Source organism: Dactylosporangium sp. NPDC000244 (assembly GCF_040300725.1).
GTDB lineage: Bacteria > Actinomycetota > Actinomycetes > Mycobacteriales > Micromonosporaceae > Dactylosporangium.
This window is the reverse complement of record NZ_JBEPEH010000033.1, coordinates 78874-95550: the sequence shown is the minus strand read 5'-3', so window position 1 is coordinate 95550 and position 16677 is coordinate 78874. Positions and strand designations below refer to the sequence as shown.

The 16677-nt window shown below is 70.3% G+C and carries 50 protein-coding genes; 3 read left to right on the top strand and 47 right to left on the bottom strand.

Annotated features, from left to right (window positions below):
- Positions 1 to 29: 29 nt before the first annotated feature.
- Genes ABT369_RS39490 through ABT369_RS39405 form a run of 18 tightly spaced genes read right to left on the bottom strand, consistent with a single transcriptional unit; the run spans position 30 to position 5237 of the window.
- The gene (locus ABT369_RS39490; protein ID WP_350620315.1) at positions 30 to 287 is read right to left on the bottom strand and encodes a hypothetical protein; all 258 of its coding nucleotides are present in this window, start codon (positions 285 to 287) and stop codon (positions 30 to 32) included.
- Positions 284 to 571, bottom strand: a complete 288-nt coding sequence (locus tag ABT369_RS39485; RefSeq protein WP_350620313.1) for a hypothetical protein — start codon at positions 569 to 571, stop codon at positions 284 to 286. Before ABT369_RS39485 ends, ABT369_RS39490 begins: the two co-directional genes overlap by 4 nt.
- The gene (locus tag ABT369_RS39480; RefSeq protein WP_350620312.1) at positions 568 to 990 is read right to left on the bottom strand and encodes a DUF6221 family protein; all 423 of its coding nucleotides are present in this window, start codon (positions 988 to 990) and stop codon (positions 568 to 570) included. The genes ABT369_RS39485 and ABT369_RS39480 overlap by 4 nt, the downstream gene beginning before the upstream one ends.
- Positions 987 to 1181, bottom strand: a complete 195-nt coding sequence (locus ABT369_RS39475; protein WP_350620310.1) for a hypothetical protein — start codon at positions 1179 to 1181, stop codon at positions 987 to 989. The genes ABT369_RS39480 and ABT369_RS39475 overlap by 4 nt, the downstream gene beginning before the upstream one ends.
- On the bottom strand, positions 1178 to 1372 hold the full coding sequence (locus tag ABT369_RS39470; protein WP_350620308.1) for a hypothetical protein: 195 nt from the start codon (positions 1370 to 1372) through the stop codon (positions 1178 to 1180). The genes ABT369_RS39475 and ABT369_RS39470 overlap by 4 nt, the downstream gene beginning before the upstream one ends.
- Positions 1365 to 1736, bottom strand: coding sequence for a hypothetical protein (locus ABT369_RS39465; protein WP_350620306.1), 372 nt, complete (start codon positions 1734 to 1736; stop codon positions 1365 to 1367). The genes ABT369_RS39470 and ABT369_RS39465 overlap by 8 nt, the downstream gene beginning before the upstream one ends.
- Complete coding sequence (locus ABT369_RS39460) at positions 1736 to 2041, bottom strand: hypothetical protein (RefSeq protein WP_350620304.1); 306 nt, start codon at positions 2039 to 2041, stop codon at positions 1736 to 1738. The genes ABT369_RS39465 and ABT369_RS39460 overlap by 1 nt, the downstream gene beginning before the upstream one ends.
- Positions 2038 to 2289, bottom strand: coding sequence for a hypothetical protein (locus ABT369_RS39455; RefSeq protein WP_350620302.1), 252 nt, complete (start codon positions 2287 to 2289; stop codon positions 2038 to 2040). The genes ABT369_RS39460 and ABT369_RS39455 overlap by 4 nt, the downstream gene beginning before the upstream one ends.
- On the bottom strand, positions 2286 to 2459 hold the full coding sequence (locus tag ABT369_RS39450; protein WP_350620300.1) for a hypothetical protein: 174 nt from the start codon (positions 2457 to 2459) through the stop codon (positions 2286 to 2288). Before ABT369_RS39450 ends, ABT369_RS39455 begins: the two co-directional genes overlap by 4 nt.
- Positions 2456 to 2704, bottom strand: coding sequence for a hypothetical protein (locus ABT369_RS39445; protein WP_350620298.1), 249 nt, complete (start codon positions 2702 to 2704; stop codon positions 2456 to 2458). Before ABT369_RS39445 ends, ABT369_RS39450 begins: the two co-directional genes overlap by 4 nt.
- Positions 2701 to 2967 carry a hypothetical protein gene (locus ABT369_RS39440; protein ID WP_350620296.1) on the bottom strand — a complete coding sequence of 89 codons (267 nt, stop codon included), beginning with the start codon at positions 2965 to 2967 and terminating at the stop codon, positions 2701 to 2703. Before ABT369_RS39440 ends, ABT369_RS39445 begins: the two co-directional genes overlap by 4 nt.
- Positions 2964 to 3146 carry a hypothetical protein gene (locus tag ABT369_RS39435; RefSeq protein WP_350620295.1) on the bottom strand — a complete coding sequence of 61 codons (183 nt, stop codon included), beginning with the start codon at positions 3144 to 3146 and terminating at the stop codon, positions 2964 to 2966. Before ABT369_RS39435 ends, ABT369_RS39440 begins: the two co-directional genes overlap by 4 nt.
- An 11-nt stretch (positions 3147 to 3157) precedes the next feature.
- A complete protein-coding gene (locus tag ABT369_RS39430; RefSeq protein WP_350620293.1) occupies positions 3158 to 3370 on the bottom strand; it encodes a hypothetical protein in 213 nt (70 codons plus the stop codon).
- Positions 3370 to 3969, bottom strand: a complete 600-nt coding sequence (locus tag ABT369_RS39425) for a hypothetical protein (protein ID WP_350620292.1) — start codon at positions 3967 to 3969, stop codon at positions 3370 to 3372. The genes ABT369_RS39430 and ABT369_RS39425 overlap by 1 nt, the downstream gene beginning before the upstream one ends.
- Positions 3966 to 4340 (bottom strand): hypothetical protein, encoded by a 375-nt coding sequence (locus tag ABT369_RS39420; RefSeq protein ID WP_350620290.1) that lies wholly within the window; start codon positions 4338 to 4340, stop codon positions 3966 to 3968. The genes ABT369_RS39425 and ABT369_RS39420 overlap by 4 nt, the downstream gene beginning before the upstream one ends.
- Entirely contained in the window at positions 4337 to 4639 is a 303-nt protein-coding gene (locus ABT369_RS39415; protein WP_350620288.1) for a hypothetical protein, read from the bottom strand. Before ABT369_RS39415 ends, ABT369_RS39420 begins: the two co-directional genes overlap by 4 nt.
- The gene (locus ABT369_RS39410) at positions 4639 to 4887 is read right to left on the bottom strand and encodes a hypothetical protein (RefSeq protein ID WP_350620286.1); all 249 of its coding nucleotides are present in this window, start codon (positions 4885 to 4887) and stop codon (positions 4639 to 4641) included. Before ABT369_RS39410 ends, ABT369_RS39415 begins: the two co-directional genes overlap by 1 nt.
- Positions 4888 to 4889: 2 nt before the next feature.
- The gene (locus ABT369_RS39405; protein ID WP_350620284.1) at positions 4890 to 5237 is read right to left on the bottom strand and encodes a hypothetical protein; all 348 of its coding nucleotides are present in this window, start codon (positions 5235 to 5237) and stop codon (positions 4890 to 4892) included.
- 127 nt (positions 5238 to 5364) lie between these two features.
- Between ABT369_RS39405 and ABT369_RS39400 the strand changes: the two genes are divergently transcribed.
- Genes ABT369_RS39400 through ABT369_RS39390 form a run of 3 tightly spaced genes read left to right on the top strand, consistent with a single transcriptional unit; the run spans position 5365 to position 6589 of the window.
- Entirely contained in the window at positions 5365 to 5556 is a 192-nt protein-coding gene (locus ABT369_RS39400; protein WP_350620282.1) for a helix-turn-helix domain-containing protein, read from the top strand.
- Complete coding sequence (locus ABT369_RS39395; protein WP_350620280.1) at positions 5553 to 6095, top strand: hypothetical protein; 543 nt, start codon at positions 5553 to 5555, stop codon at positions 6093 to 6095. Before ABT369_RS39400 ends, ABT369_RS39395 begins: the two co-directional genes overlap by 4 nt.
- Entirely contained in the window at positions 6092 to 6589 is a 498-nt protein-coding gene (locus ABT369_RS39390; RefSeq protein ID WP_350620278.1) for a GIY-YIG nuclease family protein, read from the top strand. Before ABT369_RS39395 ends, ABT369_RS39390 begins: the two co-directional genes overlap by 4 nt.
- Here ABT369_RS39390 and ABT369_RS39385 read toward each other — a convergent pair.
- Genes ABT369_RS39385 through ABT369_RS39245 form a run of 29 tightly spaced genes read right to left on the bottom strand, consistent with a single transcriptional unit; the run spans position 6545 to position 16631 of the window.
- Positions 6545 to 6838: a hypothetical protein gene (locus ABT369_RS39385; RefSeq protein ID WP_350620277.1), complete on the bottom strand. Its 294-nt coding sequence runs from the start codon at positions 6836 to 6838 to the stop codon at positions 6545 to 6547. The genes ABT369_RS39390 and ABT369_RS39385 overlap by 45 nt on opposite strands.
- Complete coding sequence (locus tag ABT369_RS39380; protein WP_350620275.1) at positions 6835 to 7104, bottom strand: hypothetical protein; 270 nt, start codon at positions 7102 to 7104, stop codon at positions 6835 to 6837. The genes ABT369_RS39385 and ABT369_RS39380 overlap by 4 nt, the downstream gene beginning before the upstream one ends.
- Complete coding sequence (locus tag ABT369_RS39375) at positions 7101 to 7544, bottom strand: HD domain-containing protein (protein ID WP_350620273.1); 444 nt, start codon at positions 7542 to 7544, stop codon at positions 7101 to 7103. Before ABT369_RS39375 ends, ABT369_RS39380 begins: the two co-directional genes overlap by 4 nt.
- Positions 7541 to 8011 carry a hypothetical protein gene (locus tag ABT369_RS39370; protein ID WP_350620271.1) on the bottom strand — a complete coding sequence of 157 codons (471 nt, stop codon included), beginning with the start codon at positions 8009 to 8011 and terminating at the stop codon, positions 7541 to 7543. The genes ABT369_RS39375 and ABT369_RS39370 overlap by 4 nt, the downstream gene beginning before the upstream one ends.
- Positions 8008 to 8283, bottom strand: a complete 276-nt coding sequence (locus ABT369_RS39365; protein ID WP_350620269.1) for a hypothetical protein — start codon at positions 8281 to 8283, stop codon at positions 8008 to 8010. The genes ABT369_RS39370 and ABT369_RS39365 overlap by 4 nt, the downstream gene beginning before the upstream one ends.
- Positions 8280 to 8504, bottom strand: a complete 225-nt coding sequence (locus ABT369_RS39360) for a hypothetical protein (RefSeq protein ID WP_350620267.1) — start codon at positions 8502 to 8504, stop codon at positions 8280 to 8282. The genes ABT369_RS39365 and ABT369_RS39360 overlap by 4 nt, the downstream gene beginning before the upstream one ends.
- On the bottom strand, positions 8501 to 8965 hold the full coding sequence (locus ABT369_RS39355) for a hypothetical protein (RefSeq protein ID WP_350620265.1): 465 nt from the start codon (positions 8963 to 8965) through the stop codon (positions 8501 to 8503). The genes ABT369_RS39360 and ABT369_RS39355 overlap by 4 nt, the downstream gene beginning before the upstream one ends.
- Positions 8966 to 8983: 18 nt before the next feature.
- On the bottom strand, positions 8984 to 9175 hold the full coding sequence (locus ABT369_RS39350) for a hypothetical protein (protein ID WP_350620263.1): 192 nt from the start codon (positions 9173 to 9175) through the stop codon (positions 8984 to 8986).
- Positions 9172 to 9495, bottom strand: coding sequence for a hypothetical protein (locus ABT369_RS39345; protein ID WP_350620261.1), 324 nt, complete (start codon positions 9493 to 9495; stop codon positions 9172 to 9174). The genes ABT369_RS39350 and ABT369_RS39345 overlap by 4 nt, the downstream gene beginning before the upstream one ends.
- The gene (locus ABT369_RS39340; RefSeq protein WP_350620259.1) at positions 9492 to 9686 is read right to left on the bottom strand and encodes a hypothetical protein; all 195 of its coding nucleotides are present in this window, start codon (positions 9684 to 9686) and stop codon (positions 9492 to 9494) included. The genes ABT369_RS39345 and ABT369_RS39340 overlap by 4 nt, the downstream gene beginning before the upstream one ends.
- A complete protein-coding gene (locus ABT369_RS39335; protein ID WP_350620257.1) occupies positions 9683 to 10018 on the bottom strand; it encodes a hypothetical protein in 336 nt (111 codons plus the stop codon). The genes ABT369_RS39340 and ABT369_RS39335 overlap by 4 nt, the downstream gene beginning before the upstream one ends.
- Positions 10015 to 10296, bottom strand: coding sequence for a hypothetical protein (locus ABT369_RS39330; RefSeq protein ID WP_350620255.1), 282 nt, complete (start codon positions 10294 to 10296; stop codon positions 10015 to 10017). The genes ABT369_RS39335 and ABT369_RS39330 overlap by 4 nt, the downstream gene beginning before the upstream one ends.
- The gene (locus ABT369_RS39325) at positions 10293 to 10493 is read right to left on the bottom strand and encodes a hypothetical protein (protein WP_350620253.1); all 201 of its coding nucleotides are present in this window, start codon (positions 10491 to 10493) and stop codon (positions 10293 to 10295) included. The genes ABT369_RS39330 and ABT369_RS39325 overlap by 4 nt, the downstream gene beginning before the upstream one ends.
- A complete protein-coding gene (locus ABT369_RS39320; protein WP_350620251.1) occupies positions 10490 to 10777 on the bottom strand; it encodes a hypothetical protein in 288 nt (95 codons plus the stop codon). Before ABT369_RS39320 ends, ABT369_RS39325 begins: the two co-directional genes overlap by 4 nt.
- Entirely contained in the window at positions 10774 to 11082 is a 309-nt protein-coding gene (locus ABT369_RS39315) for a hypothetical protein (RefSeq protein ID WP_350620249.1), read from the bottom strand. Before ABT369_RS39315 ends, ABT369_RS39320 begins: the two co-directional genes overlap by 4 nt.
- Positions 11079 to 11531, bottom strand: a complete 453-nt coding sequence (locus ABT369_RS39310; protein ID WP_350620247.1) for a hypothetical protein — start codon at positions 11529 to 11531, stop codon at positions 11079 to 11081. Before ABT369_RS39310 ends, ABT369_RS39315 begins: the two co-directional genes overlap by 4 nt.
- Before the next feature lie 3 nt (positions 11532 to 11534).
- A complete protein-coding gene (locus ABT369_RS39305; RefSeq protein WP_350620245.1) occupies positions 11535 to 11924 on the bottom strand; it encodes a hypothetical protein in 390 nt (129 codons plus the stop codon).
- Positions 11903 to 12157 (bottom strand): hypothetical protein, encoded by a 255-nt coding sequence (locus ABT369_RS39300; protein WP_350620243.1) that lies wholly within the window; start codon positions 12155 to 12157, stop codon positions 11903 to 11905. The genes ABT369_RS39305 and ABT369_RS39300 overlap by 22 nt, the downstream gene beginning before the upstream one ends.
- Positions 12154 to 12567, bottom strand: coding sequence for a hypothetical protein (locus tag ABT369_RS39295; protein WP_350620241.1), 414 nt, complete (start codon positions 12565 to 12567; stop codon positions 12154 to 12156). Before ABT369_RS39295 ends, ABT369_RS39300 begins: the two co-directional genes overlap by 4 nt.
- Complete coding sequence (locus ABT369_RS39290; RefSeq protein ID WP_350620239.1) at positions 12564 to 12824, bottom strand: hypothetical protein; 261 nt, start codon at positions 12822 to 12824, stop codon at positions 12564 to 12566. The genes ABT369_RS39295 and ABT369_RS39290 overlap by 4 nt, the downstream gene beginning before the upstream one ends.
- The gene (locus ABT369_RS39285; protein WP_350620237.1) at positions 12824 to 13066 is read right to left on the bottom strand and encodes a hypothetical protein; all 243 of its coding nucleotides are present in this window, start codon (positions 13064 to 13066) and stop codon (positions 12824 to 12826) included. Before ABT369_RS39285 ends, ABT369_RS39290 begins: the two co-directional genes overlap by 1 nt.
- Positions 13063 to 13485 (bottom strand): SAV_6107 family HEPN domain-containing protein, encoded by a 423-nt coding sequence (locus ABT369_RS39280; RefSeq protein ID WP_350620235.1) that lies wholly within the window; start codon positions 13483 to 13485, stop codon positions 13063 to 13065. Before ABT369_RS39280 ends, ABT369_RS39285 begins: the two co-directional genes overlap by 4 nt.
- Complete coding sequence (locus ABT369_RS39275; protein WP_350620233.1) at positions 13482 to 13994, bottom strand: hypothetical protein; 513 nt, start codon at positions 13992 to 13994, stop codon at positions 13482 to 13484. Before ABT369_RS39275 ends, ABT369_RS39280 begins: the two co-directional genes overlap by 4 nt.
- On the bottom strand, positions 13991 to 14785 hold the full coding sequence (locus tag ABT369_RS39270; RefSeq protein ID WP_350620231.1) for an RNA ligase family protein: 795 nt from the start codon (positions 14783 to 14785) through the stop codon (positions 13991 to 13993). Before ABT369_RS39270 ends, ABT369_RS39275 begins: the two co-directional genes overlap by 4 nt.
- Positions 14782 to 15342 (bottom strand): hypothetical protein, encoded by a 561-nt coding sequence (locus ABT369_RS39265; RefSeq protein ID WP_350620229.1) that lies wholly within the window; start codon positions 15340 to 15342, stop codon positions 14782 to 14784. Before ABT369_RS39265 ends, ABT369_RS39270 begins: the two co-directional genes overlap by 4 nt.
- The gene (locus tag ABT369_RS39260) at positions 15339 to 15824 is read right to left on the bottom strand and encodes an AAA family ATPase (protein WP_350620227.1); all 486 of its coding nucleotides are present in this window, start codon (positions 15822 to 15824) and stop codon (positions 15339 to 15341) included. The genes ABT369_RS39265 and ABT369_RS39260 overlap by 4 nt, the downstream gene beginning before the upstream one ends.
- Complete coding sequence (locus ABT369_RS39255; RefSeq protein ID WP_350620225.1) at positions 15821 to 16171, bottom strand: hypothetical protein; 351 nt, start codon at positions 16169 to 16171, stop codon at positions 15821 to 15823. The genes ABT369_RS39260 and ABT369_RS39255 overlap by 4 nt, the downstream gene beginning before the upstream one ends.
- On the bottom strand, positions 16168 to 16398 hold the full coding sequence (locus tag ABT369_RS39250; RefSeq protein ID WP_350620223.1) for a hypothetical protein: 231 nt from the start codon (positions 16396 to 16398) through the stop codon (positions 16168 to 16170). Before ABT369_RS39250 ends, ABT369_RS39255 begins: the two co-directional genes overlap by 4 nt.
- Positions 16395 to 16631 (bottom strand): hypothetical protein, encoded by a 237-nt coding sequence (locus ABT369_RS39245; protein WP_350620221.1) that lies wholly within the window; start codon positions 16629 to 16631, stop codon positions 16395 to 16397. Before ABT369_RS39245 ends, ABT369_RS39250 begins: the two co-directional genes overlap by 4 nt.
- Between the last annotated feature and the right edge of the window lie 46 nt (positions 16632 to 16677).

Sequence of the window (16677 nt, the reverse complement as noted above, 5' to 3'; positions counted from 1 at the left end):
TAAGCCGGTCGGGTGCCCGGAGGCGCCGATCAGTTGGCCTCGGTTCGGCCGAGATGTCCCGGCCACACCTTCTCGACCTTCGCACGCGCCATCCCCGCAAGCTCCTCCGCGACGGCGGCGAGGTGGATCAGCTCCGAGCGGAGCAGCGAGTCCAACTGCCTGTCCGTCGCTTCCCGACGCCCGACGAGCAGCTCCTGCAACGCCTCCGGGCCGCGGTTCGCCAGCGGGGCTGCGTACGGGGTTCCGTCGCGGCGCGCGTAGTAGTTGTGGTGCACCGGGTGCTTCACAGCGCCTCCTCGTCGACCTGCCCTGGCCGGTATCGCCCCACGTACACCACGAACGGCCCGATGCTGAACAACCGCCGGAAGGTGCTCATGTGCCGTCCGGCGGCGTTGACCCACCGGAACAGCTCCCGCGCGTCGCGTGCACGGCGCTGCGGGCCGCGCAGCGACCAGTGCGCCGGCATGACACGGCCGACAAGCGCCACGGCTCCGAGCGCAAGGACCACGCCCGCGGCGAGGACGAGAATCGCGGCCGGGACCGCGGCGACACCAAGCCAGAAGTCGCTCACGGACGCCACCGCTCGTCGTAGTCCGGGTGTGTGTCCCATTCGAGCGCCAGCAGCGGCAGCACGTCGGCGTGGATGCGCCCGGTTGCCGCGACGTGCAGCTCGCACTCCACCCACGGGTTGTCCTCGTTGGTGCACGGCCGGCCGGGGTGCGGGTCGAGCCAGCGGCGGACACCGGCGAGGATGCGCCGCTTCGACTCGACACCGCGCAACGCCCGGTCGGGCCCGTACGCGGCGATGTACGCCAGCTCCGCCGGACGTGACCCCCACGGGTACGACGGGAAGTCGTCGCGGTCGGCGAACCCGGAACCGTCCGGGTACATCTCGCCGGCCCGGGTGGCACCGACCTCGGCCTGGCAGGCGAGCGCCAGCTGCTCATCGTCAGCCAGGCGTGCCTCGATGAAGGCCACCAGGTCGCTCATGTCGCCTCCTTGATCGGCCCGCGGTGCATGGTCAGCCACCACCACGTCTGCTCCTGCCGGTGGTAGCCGCCGTCCGACGGGTACCAGCCGGTCGGGGTGCGGCGCCAGTGGGACTGGTAGGCGTCCACCACGTCGGTCGCGTCGTCTGGCTCCTCGTCGCCGGGCAGCCACACGCGCGGCTCCGCGCTCACGCCGCCTCCTCGTTGATCTGCGCGGCCAACGCCAACAGCAGCTCCCGCGAGTCTTCGTCGAGTCTCGCGACGACGGCGCGGCGCATCGCCTCGGCCTGCCCGGGGCGGACCTTGCACAAGCTGACGAACCCGCCCGCGGTACTGGCCAGCTCGTTGGTCATCTGCTGCTCGATCCACGACAGATCAGCCACGCCGCACCTCGGTCTCGTCCTCAAACGGCTCCAGCAGGTCCCACACCTCGGCGTCACGGCCGGCGCACGCCAGCCGGGCGGCCCGGTAGAGGTCGCGGCGGTGCAGGATGCCGCGCTGCTCGTAGATCTGGATGTCGTCGTCCCAGTGCCCGTCACCCCACTGCGGGTAGGCGGACGAGCCGAGCCGGTCCGCACGTCGGAGGCGGGCCAGCGGTCGTTCCTGCTCGACGTGGCGAGCGCGGTCGGCGGCCAACCAGCGGGTCATGTAGCGGCGGCAGCCGTACGTGACGGGCGTCTCGGTGACCGTCGACCAGACGACGTACTCGTCCCGGTGCCGGGCTGGCTTGATCACGAGCTGCGGCATCAGACAGGCACCCGCTCAAAGTTGCTGATCTCCGGGTGTTCGCGGCCGAACAGGCGGGCAACATGGATGATCCCCTCGCCGCAGCCGGACGGAACCGTGTTGCCGTCGGCGTCGACCTGGCGGCGGATCACCCGTGCCTGCCATCCCGAGACAGTGTTGCCAAGGGAGGTGATCCGCACGATCTGCTGGTGGCCTTCGGGCAGCCAGGTCACGGCCCGGTCGATCCAGTCCTCGCCGACGTACGGCGGCGGGTCGAACCCGGCCGCGACCAGGGCGACGGCGATCTTCTCGGCGTCGGTCTTCACGGCGCCTCCACGTCCACGGCCGCCATCAGCGCGATCTGCGTGTGCCGCTGCCGGGCCCAGTCGAGCAGGCCGGCGAACGTGGCGGGCGGCTCCTCCCAGCTGTTGCCGCCGATCCGGTACCAGCGGCGCTCGTTGAAGCCGTCCGCTGCCGCGTCCTCGTCGCTGCGGATGTAGGCGGCCAGGTCACACGGGTTACTCAACGCCATGTGGCCGAGGACGACGACACGTCCGTTGTCAGGCTCGATCACCGTGCACCTGCCGCGTTCAGCCCGGCCGCCATCGCCTCGGCCTGCGCAAGGCGGCGCTCCATCGCGTCGGCGTCCTCGTCGAGGACTTCCGCACAGGTCGGGCAGGTGGATCGGAGCGAAGCCTGGCGGAGGCGTCGGACTTCCTTCGGGCTGTCGACCTGCTCGGTCATCGGGTCTCCTTCGTCTCGGGGCCATGTTCGGCGAGCCACGCCCGCCCCGAGGTCGTCAACGTCCAGTAGTCGTCGCGGAGCCGGGTCGGCGGGTAGTAGACGGTCGCGTAACTCGCGTCGACGAGCTTCCGCAGGGCGGGGTCGTCGGGGTATGCGGAGTCGTCCGGGCCCAGCGTCCACTCGCGGGTTGCAACCCGGCGGGCGCAGGCCAGGAGTTCGGGGGTCGGCTCCAGCGGCGCACTCACAGGTCGCTCTCCTTCGCCGCTTCGGCCCAACACTCTGCGGCGCGGGCATCCCACTGGGCGGCGTCCGCCCGGCAGCGTTCCGCCGTCCCGAACGACAGCGCGCGGGCCAGCAGTGAACCGTCGATGTTGTCCGCCTCGGCCCGCATCGCGGCGGCGATGTTCTCGGCCACGACGGCGCGGCTGGCGGCGTTCGGAGCGCGGTCAAACTTCGCGACCAGGTCCACGTGCCGTTCGTGGGCGCGGCGGACGTCGGCGAGGCTCACCGCTCGCCGTCCAGGATCGCCCGGGCGCGGTCGCCGAACTCTTCGATCAGCGCATCACGGCGGCGCAGCGCCTCCGTCCGCAGATTGACGACCGTGTCCGAGAACTCCTCGGCGTCACCGGCGCCGTCAGTGTTGGCCTCCAGGATCAGGGCCTCGATCAGGCTCGTGAACGTCATCATGGGGGTCTCCTTCAGCGGTTGGGGTCGTCGATGCGGGCATTGAGCAGGGTCCAGTCGACGTCGAGCGCGCGGAGGACTGCCTCGCCAACCGCGTACTTGATCTCCCGGTATCGGTCTTCGACGCTGAGCACGTCCCAGTCCTCGCGGGGCAGCTCCACCTCGCCGGACGAGTGGTTGAGGCTGCTCAGGTCGACCGTCCAGCGAACCTTGATGTCGTCGGACATCAGGAGTTCTCCTTCGGGGTCGCGTTGTCGATGAGGTCGGCCAGCCAGAGCGGCATGCCGACGACCCGGTCGGGGCTGAAGTGGCTGCCGAAGTTGTCGCCGTGCCGCATCGCGTAGATGACGATCTCGGCCCGCCACGCTTCGGCAGGGCCGAACCGGGTGAAGGTCAGAGTGATCGAGTACGGGCTATATGCACCGCCGTGGACCTTCGATCCGCGGGCGGGCGCGACGGTGATCGGAGGTGCCCCGGTCAGGTCGACGGACTTGCGGATCGTCTCGGTGAACGACCGGCGCTCATCGCCCCACGTCACGGTCATCGCGTCCGGCGTGCACAGGTTCGGCTCGGCGCCTGTCTCACGGTCGGCGACCACCTGGCGGTAGGCGGCGACATGCGCCTCGGCGTTGAATCGGCGGTCGTAGGGGCTCCGCCCACGCGACGCCTGGCTGCGGTCGTGCTCGCCAGCGTCGTCGGGCAGACCGGCAACCCGGTTGACCGCGGCGTAGAAGTCGGCCGGGTCGGCGTGCAGGCGGATGTGGTTCCACTCGCGTTCGGCGTTCTCGGCGGCGGTCAGGGACGTGCCGGGGACATAGGGGGTCACGCCTTGGCCCCGCAATCGCAGGGCCGGGGCGGGTACGCGTCGGGGGAGTGCCCCTGCGACCGCCACGTCCTCAGGAACGCCATCGAGTAGAGGGTGTCGCCGGTGCAGTCCTCGGTGTGGCCGGCGGCGAGGTGCCGCCGGCTGGCCTCGTTGAACGCGGCGGACGCCTTGCAGTGGTCGGCTTCCCAGTTGCCCTTGAACCGCTGGACGAGCGCCGACCCGTGAATCGCTGAGGCGGCCTCGGCGGTGAACTCGTCGTCGGACAGGCCGGGCAGCTTCTCGAGCCAGGCGGTCAGTTCGGGCTTGGCATGGTCGGCGGCGCTGACGAACTCTCGCTCGGCAACCGGTCCGAAGCGGGTGGCGGGGTTCACTGGGCCACCATCGCCTTGAACGCGGCGGCCGAGTCGGCCCAGGCGCCGAGCAGCGCCTGGCCGCCCTTGATACCGCTACCCCGGACCGCAACGGGGGCCCGCCCGCTGTCGATCAGCGGCCATTCGATCCGGCCGACGATCGGCGCATCGAGGTCGCTCTGAGCGCCGGCGCACAGGTAGGTGGTGGTGATAGCGAGGATGCGGGCGGTCGCCAGGAAGTGACCGCCGGGCGTGTCGTCGTCGACGCAGGCGTGGACGTCGGTCTCGGAGGCCTTGCGAATGTCGGCGAGGGTCGCCATCAGTCCTCCACCGCGGGTGGCAGTGCCTGGACGGCGGCGAGCTTCGCCTCCACCTCGGCGGTCGACAGGCCCTCCGCCGTGAATAGCCCGTCCTCGCCGTCGTATTCGACGTCGAACCGGAACGGGTAGACAGCGTGAGCCGGGGAGACGGTGGCCCCGCGGCCGTTCGGGAACCGGTACTGCCACCACAGGGACGACGTCCCAGCGAGGCAGTGGTCGGCGATGTAGTCGTTCACGGTCTCGGGCATGGTCAGTTCTCCTCGTCGGGGTTGCACCACGCGCACGTCGGCAGGGTGATCTCTTTCGCCCACACACCGTCGGCCAGGCGGTACAGGCACGAGCAGGGCATCGAGTAGCCGGTCTCGTCGGCGACGTAGTCCCAGCCGGGGGTGCGCTCGGTGGGGCAGCGCAGGATGACGGTGTCGTGGGGGTCGAGGTCGTCGACGTTGTCGTACCGGTCGAATCCCGCCCACGTGATCTGGATGCGGTCGCGGTGGTCGACCTGCGACACGAAACGGACCGTGCCACGGGCGGGAACCAGGCGGTCGCCGGGGCGGATGTCGCTGGCGGCGACGGGGATGTCGAGGAAGGTGGGCACGACTCAATTCTCCCCTCGCAGTAGACGATTGTCTACTGAATCTTGCAGGTGGAGACCCGAATAGCCCGTTCGTGTCTGCCGTGTACCCATGTAGACGACCGTCTACCGTGATCCGTACGATGGCGGTATGACCGAACCGCCCGAGGACAAGCACATCCCCGACCTCGTCTCCCTGCGCGAGGCCGCCGCCATCCTCGGCATCGGCCGCGCCATGACCCATCGGCTCGTCAAAGCGGGCCAACTCCGGGGCAAGCGGGTCGACAGCGTCTGGGTCTTCCGCAAGGTCGTCGTCGAGAAACTAAGGGACCAGCGGGCATGAACATTCGGAACGTCAGTCCCCGCGGGCGGATCACCTACTTCAACCGCGACCAGCCACACGCGGTGTACCGGATCTCGGATGGACTCCGCCGCGTGATCTACATAGGTTCCAGCTACAGTCCCGACGCCAGGATCGCCACCCAGTGCAGCGACCGAGGCTGGCACATCGGCGACCTCACCTGGACCGTCGAGTGGCACCCCGACTGGAGGACGGCCAACCGCGTGGAGCACGCCGCGATCTGGCGCGTGGACCCCGACTTCAACTTCGTCGGCACGGCACTCTCGGCAATCGTCAACCGGGCCAGGTTTGGTCCCGGCGGGCCCGCCGCCGCCGAAGGCTTGATCGCGCAGGCCCGGCGGCTCAGGAAGGCGAGAATCGCGGCGGAGAAGTCACGAGACTCGACAGGCGCCGCTGCCGCCCTCGCCGAGTTCCGTGAGCTCGCCGCGCACCTCGGCGTCCCAAGCAACCGCGTCCAGCAGATCGCCGAAGGTCGGTCGGCGGGCGGGCAAGGTGGCGGCAAGACCGAGGCAGCCGAGTGAACCGCCGCACCGGCCTATACCGCCTCCGCAAGTCCGACGGAACCCTCCTCTACATCGGCATCGGTTACGACCCCGCCGTTCGCATCACCAGTCACCGCCGAAAGTCCTGGGGTGGCGACATCGACATCACAAAGACGACGATCGAGTGGTTCGAGAATCGCGAGTCCGCAGAGACGGCCGAACTGGCGGCGATCCGGGACGAGCAGCCGATCCACAACATCGTCACCGGCGACGAGAACGGCTGCGCTCGGTTCCTGCCGCACTCCGGCAGAAGCTGGGGCCGTCCCGCATGGCGGGGGAGCCCGGCGCAGATGGCCGCGCTGGCAAATGCCCGCCGCCTCAGCCGGGAACTAGCGGCCATTAACACCGCGAGGTGGGATCTGATCGCTCACGGTCGCGCGCTCGGAATCCCCGACACCACGCTCTGCGAGGAGTCGGGGGAGTCGCGATCAACCCTGAACCGGCGCCTCGGCACCCGCAGCGGCAGCGCGTAGCTCGGCCAGCGCCTCGTTCGTGACCCAGATCGCCTCGACCCGCGCCGGCGTCTCATCCTCGCGGTAGCAGGACACCCGCCACCGGCGCGGCTCCACGTACAGCTTCCCGCCGAAGCCGAGCACCCCCTGGAAGCGGTACTCCTCGCAGCCGTGCGTCACGTGGTAGACGAACGCGTCCCGGTCGTCCTCCCGGGCTCCGGCATGTTCGACCAGCACGTTGTAGACGGCGTTCGCCTGGTCCTCGGTCACGCCCGCCACCCGAACCCGTCGAACCGCTCGTCCATCCACGGATACGTCGTCGGCCGCTCGTGCGCCTCCGCGAACCCGCGCAAGGCACGGCCCGTCATCTTCGACCAGTCCTCCCACAGATACCCGCGCGGCAACCCGGACACGTCCTCGTTGCCCTTGCCGCCGCTGTCGTCCGGGTTCGACAGCAGCAGCCACGCCTCGGCGATGAGGTCGACAACCCTCTCGTCGCTGACGTACCTGGTCAGAGCGTTCAGGTCGACGGTCATGCCACCTCCCCAGCCAGCAGCACCTCGCGCGCCCGCGCGTACTTCCGCCGCAGCCGCTCCGCCGTCGCCGAGTCGAGCAGTGCCAGCCGCTCCTCGTCGCTGTTTGTGGCGTTGTCGGCGAGCTTCACCAACCGGCCCAGCGGGTCTGCAGCGGCTCGGGCGATCAGGTCCATGTAGTCCTCGCCGTCCCGCCATGTCACCGCATCCACGGCCCGCACCACCTCGTCGGGGAAGCCCATTGCCCGCAGCTGGTCGAGGGTCACGTCGGTGTCCTCGACAATGTCGTGGAGGTAGCCGGCCATCACCGCCTCGTCGCCGTGCTCCTCCAAGCGGCGGGCAACCTCGGCGACGTGCTCGAAGTACGGCGCGCCGGCCTTGTCGACCTGACCCTCGTGCGCGGCGTAGGCCAGCTCGCGGGCGTCGTTCACGGTGCGGGTCATGAGCGCTCCTCTCGCATTTGTGCGTTCATCTCGTCGGTCCATCGCCACGCCGGCAGCCATCCGTACAGCGGACCCAGGTCACCCTCGACCACATCGGCGGCATGCCGGAGGGTGGACGCCTCCGTCTCCAGCACGTCGCGGTCCTTCTGATTCGGGCACCGCGCCAGGTACTCCAGCCGGCCGGCTGCGGCTTTCCGCAGCAACTCCGCCGCCTTGGCGATCTCCGTGCTGTGCCGTGGAGCGGCCGGGATCTCGATCGGCACCCGCAGCGCATCGCCCGCCTCCGGATACCACGTCGCCGTCGACTGGCCGTTCTCGTCGTACACGTTCAGGCCCAGCGGTGTCGCCACCCACTCCATGTCCACGCCGAGCTCGGCAACACGGCCGACCACCGTCATCGACTCTCCGGACGCCACCAGGTGGTGGTAGACATCCCGCCACGTCGCCGTGAACAGCTTCGGCGTCATGCCAGCACCTCCACCTGCCGGACCAGCAGCACCGGCTCGGCTGCTCGCTCCAGGTCGACGACGGCAACGAACGCCACCCGCGCCCCGACCGACAGCTTGCCGGCGGACCGGTACGGCACAGGCCACACCTCGAACCTGTCCTCGCCCGACGGGCTCTCGACCACGCCGGACGCCCACGGCAGGCCCTGGTGACTGACATGCTCGTCGAGGGCGACGATCCGGCCACGGCAGGCGACCGTCTCCCGGTGCGGCAGGGCGGCGAGGGCGGTCACGGCCCCTCCGGCGGGTCGTCGTCGCTCAGCTCGAGCCCGTGCGCCTCGATGTACTCCGACACCTCGTGCTCGACGGCCCGGAACGCCTCGTGCGCCGCCCAAAACCGCTCCACCAGCTTGCGGGGCAGCAGCATCCACCCGCCGTCGAGGTCCTCCGTGATCGCCGTCGACAGCGTCTCCGTGAACTCGGAGACGCACACCGGCATCAGGTTGGCGCTCACGACCCACCTCCGATCATCAGCGCAGGGTTGTCGTGCTCATCGGCGTCGACACGGCATCGCCCGCACATGCCCGGCACGTCTGGATCGGGGGTGAAACCGTGCGGTTTGATCACCTTGCAGTCGTCGCACCACGCGTTGCCCTGAACGTCGATGTGGAAGTCGAACTCGCGCGCCTCGAACGCCGCGTCCTCGAACCGGGCGTAGTGCATGACGTTGAACGAGTCCGAGTCGGTCGTACGACCGCACTCGTTGCAGGCGGCGGTGAAACACGGCGTGTCGACCTGCGCCGACGTCAACGCGCCGGGCGGATACATGTCCGGCCAGGTCTCGGCCCGGTCGCTGGCCTCGGCCGCAGCGTCCGCCTCGGTGGTGAAGTGCGGGGCACCGTCGTTGCCGCCGTCGAACACGCTGCCGTCGGGCCAACGCAACTCCCAGCAGCGATGAGGCAGGGTGGTGATCATGGCTCTCCTTCGGGTTGGTCAGGCGCCCGGCTCGGTCTGCAGCCGGGCCGGCGGTTCGTTCAGTGCCTGTCCGACGGCGGCCTTCAGGCGCTCCTCGGCGGCGACCAGATCGGCGGAGCGGCGCACACCATGCCCGACGGACAGTTCGCCGCGCAGTAGCGCCTCGGCCTGACGGCGGGTCAGCCTCACCGTCACCTCGACGCCGCTCACCGACCCTCACCGCCCTCGACCGGCCGGGGCGCGGCCACAATCGTCATGTCGGCGGCGGGTGGCACCCAGAACTGCTCCACTGGCTGCGGGCCGGTGTAGCGGACGCACGCGCAGTCGACCCACACGTCTTTGAAGTTGACCTTCTCAAGGTCCTGCGCCTCGCAGCACCCCTGCTGCGGATCGTGGGTGCCGTAGTGGTGCCCGCACATGCACACCGGCTTCGGCTGCCTCGGGGCGGCCTTCAGGCGGGCATGCCGGCCGAGAAGCCAGCCCGCGGACAGCAGACCGACCGCCACACCGGCGGAAATCGGGTCGATCACCGGCCCTCCTCCTTCCCGAGCGGCGGCACACGGTGCACTGCCCGCTCGTCGCCCGGCTGCACGTACGTGATCCCGTCTGCGGCCAGCGCCAGCTCGCCGCGCAGGTACCGCCGGAAGTCCTCCACGATCTGCCGGTCACCGTCAGGCAACTGGTCGAGCGGCACACCGAAACCGCACCGACGCGGGTTCACCGGGCCACCCTCGGCGACGCCAGCGCCTCGGCGTCAGCAGCCCGCAGGACCGCCTTCTCCCGCTCGGACAAGTTCGCCCACGTCGGGTCCTCCAACCCGTGCACGGCCATATGCCGGCGGAGGATCGCCCGATGGCGGCGGGAGTCGGCCGCCTCCTCGGCGCACCACTTGGCGCGGATCTGCGCATCGGCCTGCAGGCGGGTGAACTCGGCCCTGATCGCATCCCCGGCCGCCTCCCAACGGTCCTGCGCCGACCGGGTCTGCTCCGTGTGCAACGCGATCGAAGCGTCCTCGAACCGGGACAGAAGCCGGTCCAGGTCCTCGCCGGTCACCGGGCCGCCTCCGTCACCAGATGGAAGACGTGGGCGAACCCGTCGGCGTCCCATACAAACCAGCCGCCGGACTGCTTCACGATCCAGTCGCCGTGCACGCCGCTGTCGTTCCCGACGACGAGCACGGAAAAGATGCCGGTCGCCGGCGAGCCGTCCATGTGGACGTCGCCGCCGCACCAGTCGGCGACCTCGGCCCAGTTCGTGTCCGACTCGTGCAGCTGGACCGCCTCGACGACGTACGACGGGTCGGTCTTCATGACGTAGCGGGACGGGGTCATCCGGCCACCGCCTCAACGAGGGCGTGCAGCGCCCCGGACCGCGCCATCCGCCGGGCGGCGGTGACACCGCCACGGACCTGGACGGTTCGCCCGGTGGGCCGGTGGATGACGGTGACGAGGTAGCCGCAGATGCTGTCGTAGCGGTACGTCCACTGGCCGTCGCGGCTGTTGCTGGTGATCGTGCTGGCTGCGGTCATCGCGCCGCCTCCAGGTCCGCGACCCGGTTGATGTCGAACCCGGCCACCGCCGCGTGCAGCCGCCGCAGCCGCTCCACGTCGCCGGCCGTCCAGCCGAACCGGGCCGCGAGGAGCGCCAGCGCGTCGCCCTGGTCGACGTCGCCGCCCGTCGGATCGTCGTCCCAGCCGACGAGGACGCCGTACAGCCACGCAAAATCCCCGGCGGTCGACCAGTCCTGCGACGACAGGGCCATCGTCGTACGAGCCGACTCCAGCGCCGACACGAGATCCGTCAGATCGCTCACGCGGCACCACACTTCGGGCACAGGTCAGCCTCGTCGCTGATCCGCCAGCCGCAGTCGGCGGCCAGGTAGGCGCGGGCCGTCGCCAACCGCTCGTCGCGGGACGCGCCGATCACGTCACCCCGCCAGTCGACGCCGCAGCCGTCACAAAACACGACGCACGAGACCACATGGCCGGCGTCGAGCGCCTCCCGCACGTGCGCGGCGATCCCGGGCTCGGGCGACCGCTCGCCGGCGGCCAGCGCGTTCAGGCGGGCACGGACCTGGTCGCCGATCGGGCGGATGATCAGATCGCGGGGTGCCGTCATCGGACACCGCCCTGCGCCGCCACAACCGCGGCCGTCGCCTCGGTGACCCGAAGTCGCATCGCCTCGGACACGCCGGCCAGCTGCGTCGCCGTGAAGTGGTCCATCCCCGCCTCCGGTGCGAGAACCGCCACGATCGGTGGCGGGTTCTCGTGCGCGTCGCAGCGCGCCTCCGCGACCGCCTCAGCCCGGGTGTAGCGGCCCGCCTGCCACACGTCGGACGTGTAGCCGGAGCGGTTCGGCCCCCACCACGAGTTCCAGCGGTTCGACCACAGCAGGTGGGGCAGCCCGTCCAGCACGTCCACGTCGGGGTGGACCCGCCACGACGTGGCGCCGTGCTCGTCGCCGTCGCGGTGGAGATCGTCGTCGTGCGGCGGCAGGTTGCAGGTGTGCTCGCGCAGCGCGGACGTCATCGTCGCGCCGCAGATCGGGTTATGGGTGGTCGTGGTCATGGGTCAGCTCCTCGTCTCGTCAGGGGTTTGGTTGCCGGCCTGAAACCTCGTCCGGGCCTCCTTCGTGATCGCACGCAGCTCGTGCCTGTGGTCGGAGTGGAAACCGAACGCGGCGATCCGCTGCAGCGTGTCGAACGCCCACTCGGCCGGGCCGAGCTCGTCCAGCTCGGCGCGGTCGTCGGGGCCGGAGGGCGGCTCCTCGACCGGCACCAGCCGGTACACGTCGAACCGGTCCGGCCAGCGCTGCGCCTCGGCCCTGCGGCGCCGCTCCTGGACCCGCCGCTCAGCGACGGCGCGGTCCGTGTACACGACCGTGCCGAGGGTGTAGGGGATGCCGGACTCGTCGGTGTGGACGACCACGAACAGGTCGGTCATCGCGGCGTCCAGTCGCACGACAGCGCCACCGGGGCGCCCGCCGCCGCCTGCGGGTTGAACCAGGTGATGCAGGTGACCGTGCGGCCATTGACCTGCACCTCGGTCACCGTCCAGCCGTCCGGCAGCGTGTTTCCCGCACCGTGGCACGGGCTGGTGTTGGTGCCGCAGCCGTTGTCGGCCGGGGCCGCAGTACCGCACGCGGCCAGCACGAGCACCGCCAGCGCGGTGACGATCGCGATCCGTTTCATCATCGGGCCGCTTCCTCAACCAGGTCGATCGAGAACCACTCGCCGCCGTCCTCCCAGCGGTGCGTGAACCGGTACTCGCCCGGCGCCAGCCGCAAATCGCGGGCCTCGTCACGCCACGAGTCATACATCGGCAGGACGCAGCCAGGAACCTCCGTCGACCAGCCGTAGTTGCCGACGTAGCGGTGGATGACGCCGTGAACGACCGGCTCCTCATCACCGTCTTCCTCAGCTTTCTCCAGCGCCTCCGGGTCGCACTGCGACTCCAGGCACTCCTGCCACGCCCGGCACCAGTCGGTAACCTCCTCGCAGACGATCTCGTAGCGGTGACCGGAGTTGTCGGCTCGCGGGTGGTCCGGCTCGTGTGTGACGACCAGGGTGTGGGCGGGCGCGTACGTAGCCTCATCGGGGGTCACTTCGCCTCCTCGGGGTTCAGGCCGAGCTCGGCCGCGGCCAGCAGCAGCGGCGTGCACGGCGACTGCTTCCGACACGTCCGGCAGTACAGAAACGACGGGCGGTCCCGGTTGTCCTGGCCACGGACGTAGTGCTGCTCCGGCTCATGCGGGGCCAGCACGGCGCGCAGGGCGGCGCCGAGGTTCGCGGCGGCCGTCGTGTCACCGTGCTCCGCGTTGTCGTGGGCAGTCTCAATGACCCGCTCGAAAAGGGAGGCCATCAGGTGCCGTCCACCATGTGCTGCCGCCGGACGGCGAAGTCCGTGCACGCGGCCACGTACGCATCTGCGCTCTCGTAGCGGCCGGTCAGGTACTCCATCCGCTCCACGCCGGGCAGTGCGGCGGTCTCGACGATCTGCTCGTCGGTCAGTTCGCCGGCCAGCAGGTAGGCGGAGGCCATGCACTGGGCGTCGGGCTCGCCGTATTCGGCGGCGAGGGTGGCCAGCAGGTTGGGCTTGGTCACCGCGCACCGCCCAGCATTACCTCGACGACCGCCACGAACTGGCCCGCCGTCCGCACCATGCCGTCCGCCTCGGCCACGGTCACCGTGCGCGGGATGCCCGCCTCAGCCGCGGCCCGCTTGGTGGCGGTCGACGCGAAGTGCTGCGCCCACTCGGCCAGCTCCGGCGCGACCAGCGGCAACTGCTCCCACACCGGCGGAAGCTTGGCGTGCATGCTCGGCCGGCTCGCTCGCACCCGGACGGCCATGACCGCCGCAGCAGCACGCAACGCCGCCAGGTGCGCGGTCGCGAACCGCATCCCCGGCGTGTGAATGGTCGCCGCCTCGTCCAGGGTGGTGCGGGCCGACGTCAGCAGCTCAAGCGGCGTACGGTGCGGCAGGGCGTGCGCGGGAACCGGCAGCGTGACGCGGTCGGCGGTCATCGGTCCGCCTCCGCCCAAGGGTTGGCCGGTTCCGCGTCCAGCCACGGCCCAATCCACGCCGACCCGTCCGCAAACCGGCGGTGCGCCCGGTGATGCACTGTGAAACCGACGATGTTGTACAGGCCGACCCGGGTCGGGCCGAGCGCCTCCGCCGCCTCACGCGACGACAACTGCTGCGCGTCCGCGGCGATCCCGCCTCCGGCGGCCAGCCAACGCACCTCCCACTCGGTGCGCACCTCGGCCGGTTCGCCGTGCTCGTTGTGGACGCAGCAGTCGTGGAACATGGGCGCCGGCGGCTCGTTGAAGTCGATGGCGACACCGAGCCGCTCCCCGGCATGCCGGGCCATCTCGCCCAGCCCGTTCGCCAGATTCACGCACGTCTGTCGGTCGAAGTCCGGCAGATCCTGGTCGAACGCGCGAGTCCAGTCGGCGGCCTTCGACAGGCCACGGACGAAGCCGATCGACTCCGCGTCACGCGCGACAGCCTCGACAGACTTCGGGGTAGTCATCGGGCGCCGCCGCGACGCTTCAGGGTCCGCTCGTAGTCCTGGTAGCGGGCCTTCGCAATCACCTTCCGGTCCGGGGTGCGGAACACGATCCCCTCCGGCCGGCCACCGGCCTTGTCGTCGAGCCACACACGGGTCTCCGGCAGCACGTCCACGAGCATCGAATGCATGTCACCGACCGACCGGGGGAGGGCGTCGGCGTAGAACTCGTCGAGAAGCCGCGGCGCCACCGGCAGGCCCGCCTCGACGGCGAACTTCGCCAGCTCGTCCTCGCCGACGAACGACTGCCCGCCGCCGTCACGCCACGACGCGATCTGCTGCGACTGCCATTCGAGCTGCGCCGGCCACTGCGGGAACGTCGCCACGTCGAACAGCCGCCAGCCGAACGCGGCCGGGTCCGACGTGTACTGCTTCGCCTGGCCGCCGATCTTCCCGCCGTACAGCTCCAGGTAGGCGACGATGATCAGGTTGAAGTTCTCGACCGCGGTCATCGTCTTCGCGACCGGCTTCAACTGCTCCACGATCCCGAGGGCCGGGTTGCCGATGAGGTCGCCCTGCGCGTACAGCAGCTCCTCGCGGGAGCCGAGCAGGAACGTGCCGTCGGGCAGCAGGATGATCCGGGAGTTGGTGCCGTCGACCTTCTCCGTCGCGATCACAGTGCCGTCGCCGAAGTCGGTCGGCGCCTCCAGCAGGCCGCCGTTCTTCGGGTCCAGGGCGTGGTACGTCGGGATCGACGGGTACTTCGTCAGCGAGTTCAGGGCGCGCAGGTCGCGCTCGGTGATCAGGGCAGTCATCGGGTCTCCTTCGAGGTGTCGGGTTCGGTGAGCGGGTTCGCGGCCAGCAGGCGGGCGCCGATCTCCGGACTGGGAGTGGTCATTGGGCGATCAGCGTCACCGTCAGGGTCGGGGCACACGCAGTCGTCGGTCCCGGCCAGCAGGCACTCGTACGCGCCGTCGGCGCAGACGATCGGGCCGGACACGTCGGCGTCCAGATGGTCAGACCCGCACCCGGCGCACACGACAACGTCATCGCCGGAGACGGTCACCTTCAGGCAGTCCGTGCACACCCACACCGGAACACCCCGATGGGTGCGGTGCATGACGTGCCGGATCGGCTCGCCTGCCTGGTCGTAGTCGGTGTAGACCGTCCCGCCCGGGGCAAGCTCGTCGAAGGCGAGCCGGTCCGCCTTCAACCGGGCGATCGCGCCAAGGACATGCCCGGCGAACTCGGTACCCAACGCCTCCTGCACCGCGTCCTGAAACGCCATCAGGTCCTCGGCCATCGACTGCCAGTCCGCACACTGGAACAGGCCACGACGGACCGGAATGCCCACGTACATGTCGGAGGTCACCGGGACACCTCGTCCCCGGGCAGCGGCAGCGGCTGCGGGAAGTGCGCCGCCACATGCCGCTCGAACATGCCCCGGACCGCATCCTCCGGAATCCGGGCGCGACCCTCCCGCAGGCTGTTCCGCTGCAGGCACACCGCGAGCGGCACGTCCGCGAGGTCCCACACCTCGAACACAGCGTTCGCGTCGTCGGCCAGCCGGCGCAGATCCTCGACCGCCTTCACGGACAGGTTCGTCTCATCGCAGACGACGTCCACACCGGCGCTGAGCAGCGCCAGGATCGCGGCGTTCCGGGCGGCGACCACGATGCGCTCGGTTCCGCGATGCGCTTCCGAAGTGGGGAGGTAGACGCCGTCATGCAGCTGGGCGCGGAGGTCGTCGCGATTGATCCGCGCACGGCCCTGGACGTCCTGAGCAACCCAGGCACGGGCCTTCGTCGTCTTCCCGGAACCAGGGAGGCCGCGGGTGGCGATGAGCGTGGTCATCGGGCGCCCCCGATCACGTCGACGTGGTACTGGGCCAGCTGCGAGAACCGCCCCCGCGTGTCGGGCCGGTCCCACAGGGCGATCAGCTCCACGTCCGGTAGGCGCCACGACACCGACCACGACGAGTTCGGCTTCTCGGTGATCACCAAAACGATCCCGGTGCCGTTCGCGTACGCCGCCGACCACTGGTCGCCGCGGTGCCGGATCCGGGTACCCGGCCGCAGATCTCCGTGCGCCTCCACAGTCCGGTAGCCGCGCTCGTGCAGGGCCGCCAGCATGCCGGCCGCGGTCGCCGCATCCTCCGGCGACAGGACGGCGACCGCCGCGAACTCGTCGACGGCGCTCATGAGCACAGCTCCGCCTCGGACGCCGTCAGCACCTGCGCGAGGGTCGCCGCCGTCGTCTCGTTCCACACCTCGATGTGCGGGTGCGGGCAGCAGTCGAACACCCAGTCCGTTATCTGCCGGCCCGTGTCACCGCAGTGCGGACCAGACGGGTCGTCCTGCCGGTCACACACCGGCGCCACGCCGGTCAGGCTCTCGCTGTCCGTGATGATCGTGCGCCAGGCGGTCATCGGACACCGCTCGTCATGCCGCAGGCGTTGCAGGACTGCACCCCGGCGACCGCCGCGACGGCCTGCGAACCGCAGTGCGGGCATCGCGGGTTCTCCGGCATGTAGGCGCGGTCGTCAACGTGGAACTCGTCGGGACAGAGTCGGACCACCTCGCCGCCGCCGGACGAGGCCGGGTGCATCGACGGCTGCGGCAACTCGCAGGTGGGGCAGCGGGACGGACGGTTGTCGGACATGGGGGTCTCCTTCGGGTCGGGGGCTACAGGGCGTTCGTGGGCCGCG

What these genes read in the sequence shown, in the direction of transcription:
- ABT369_RS39450 (WP_350620300.1), bottom strand. Translation starts at nt 2,459, where the DNA reads ATGACCGAGCAGGTCGACAGCCCGAAGGAAGTCCGACGCCTCCGCCAG.
- ABT369_RS39370 (WP_350620271.1), bottom strand. Translation starts at nt 8,011, where the DNA reads ATGACGCCGAAGCTGTTCACGGCGACGTGGCGGGATGTCTACCACCAC.
- ABT369_RS39250 (WP_350620223.1), bottom strand. Translation starts at nt 16,398, where the DNA reads ATGACCGCCTGGCGCACGATCATCACGGACAGCGAGAGCCTGACCGGC.
- ABT369_RS39300 (WP_350620243.1), bottom strand. Translation starts at nt 12,157, where the DNA reads ATGATGAAACGGATCGCGATCGTCACCGCGCTGGCGGTGCTCGTGCTG.
- ABT369_RS39380 (WP_350620275.1), bottom strand. Translation starts at nt 7,104, where the DNA reads ATGACCGTCGACCTGAACGCTCTGACCAGGTACGTCAGCGACGAGAGG.
- ABT369_RS39410 (WP_350620286.1), bottom strand. Translation starts at nt 4,887, where the DNA reads ATGCCCGAGACCGTGAACGACTACATCGCCGACCACTGCCTCGCTGGG.
- ABT369_RS39430 (WP_350620293.1), bottom strand. Translation starts at nt 3,370, where the DNA reads ATGTCCGACGACATCAAGGTTCGCTGGACGGTCGACCTGAGCAGCCTC.
- ABT369_RS39395 (WP_350620280.1), top strand. Translation starts at nt 5,553, where the DNA reads ATGAACATTCGGAACGTCAGTCCCCGCGGGCGGATCACCTACTTCAAC.
- ABT369_RS39355 (WP_350620265.1), bottom strand. Translation starts at nt 8,965, where the DNA reads ATGATCACCACCCTGCCTCATCGCTGCTGGGAGTTGCGTTGGCCCGAC.
- ABT369_RS39275 (WP_350620233.1), bottom strand. Translation starts at nt 13,994, where the DNA reads ATGACTACCCCGAAGTCTGTCGAGGCTGTCGCGCGTGACGCGGAGTCG.
- ABT369_RS39375 (WP_350620273.1), bottom strand. Translation starts at nt 7,544, where the DNA reads ATGACCCGCACCGTGAACGACGCCCGCGAGCTGGCCTACGCCGCGCAC.
- ABT369_RS39280 (WP_350620235.1), bottom strand. Translation starts at nt 13,485, where the DNA reads ATGACCGCCGACCGCGTCACGCTGCCGGTTCCCGCGCACGCCCTGCCG.
- ABT369_RS39415 (WP_350620288.1), bottom strand. Translation starts at nt 4,639, where the DNA reads ATGGCGACCCTCGCCGACATTCGCAAGGCCTCCGAGACCGACGTCCAC.
- ABT369_RS39435 (WP_350620295.1), bottom strand. Translation starts at nt 3,146, where the DNA reads ATGATGACGTTCACGAGCCTGATCGAGGCCCTGATCCTGGAGGCCAAC.
- ABT369_RS39290 (WP_350620239.1), bottom strand. Translation starts at nt 12,824, where the DNA reads ATGGCCTCCCTTTTCGAGCGGGTCATTGAGACTGCCCACGACAACGCG.
- ABT369_RS39260 (WP_350620227.1), bottom strand. Translation starts at nt 15,824, where the DNA reads ATGACCACGCTCATCGCCACCCGCGGCCTCCCTGGTTCCGGGAAGACG.
- ABT369_RS39400 (WP_350620282.1), top strand. Translation starts at nt 5,365, where the DNA reads ATGACCGAACCGCCCGAGGACAAGCACATCCCCGACCTCGTCTCCCTG.
- ABT369_RS39270 (WP_350620231.1), bottom strand. Translation starts at nt 14,785, where the DNA reads ATGACTGCCCTGATCACCGAGCGCGACCTGCGCGCCCTGAACTCGCTG.
- ABT369_RS39465 (WP_350620306.1), bottom strand. Translation starts at nt 1,736, where the DNA reads ATGCCGCAGCTCGTGATCAAGCCAGCCCGGCACCGGGACGAGTACGTC.
- ABT369_RS39315 (WP_350620249.1), bottom strand. Translation starts at nt 11,082, where the DNA reads ATGACGGCACCCCGCGATCTGATCATCCGCCCGATCGGCGACCAGGTC.
- ABT369_RS39325 (WP_350620253.1), bottom strand. Translation starts at nt 10,493, where the DNA reads ATGACCGCAGCCAGCACGATCACCAGCAACAGCCGCGACGGCCAGTGG.
- ABT369_RS39245 (WP_350620221.1), bottom strand. Translation starts at nt 16,631, where the DNA reads ATGTCCGACAACCGTCCGTCCCGCTGCCCCACCTGCGAGTTGCCGCAG.
- ABT369_RS39255 (WP_350620225.1), bottom strand. Translation starts at nt 16,171, where the DNA reads ATGAGCGCCGTCGACGAGTTCGCGGCGGTCGCCGTCCTGTCGCCGGAG.
- ABT369_RS39310 (WP_350620247.1), bottom strand. Translation starts at nt 11,531, where the DNA reads ATGACCACGACCACCCATAACCCGATCTGCGGCGCGACGATGACGTCC.
- ABT369_RS39330 (WP_350620255.1), bottom strand. Translation starts at nt 10,296, where the DNA reads ATGACCCCGTCCCGCTACGTCATGAAGACCGACCCGTCGTACGTCGTC.
- ABT369_RS39480 (WP_350620312.1), bottom strand. Translation starts at nt 990, where the DNA reads ATGAGCGACCTGGTGGCCTTCATCGAGGCACGCCTGGCTGACGATGAG.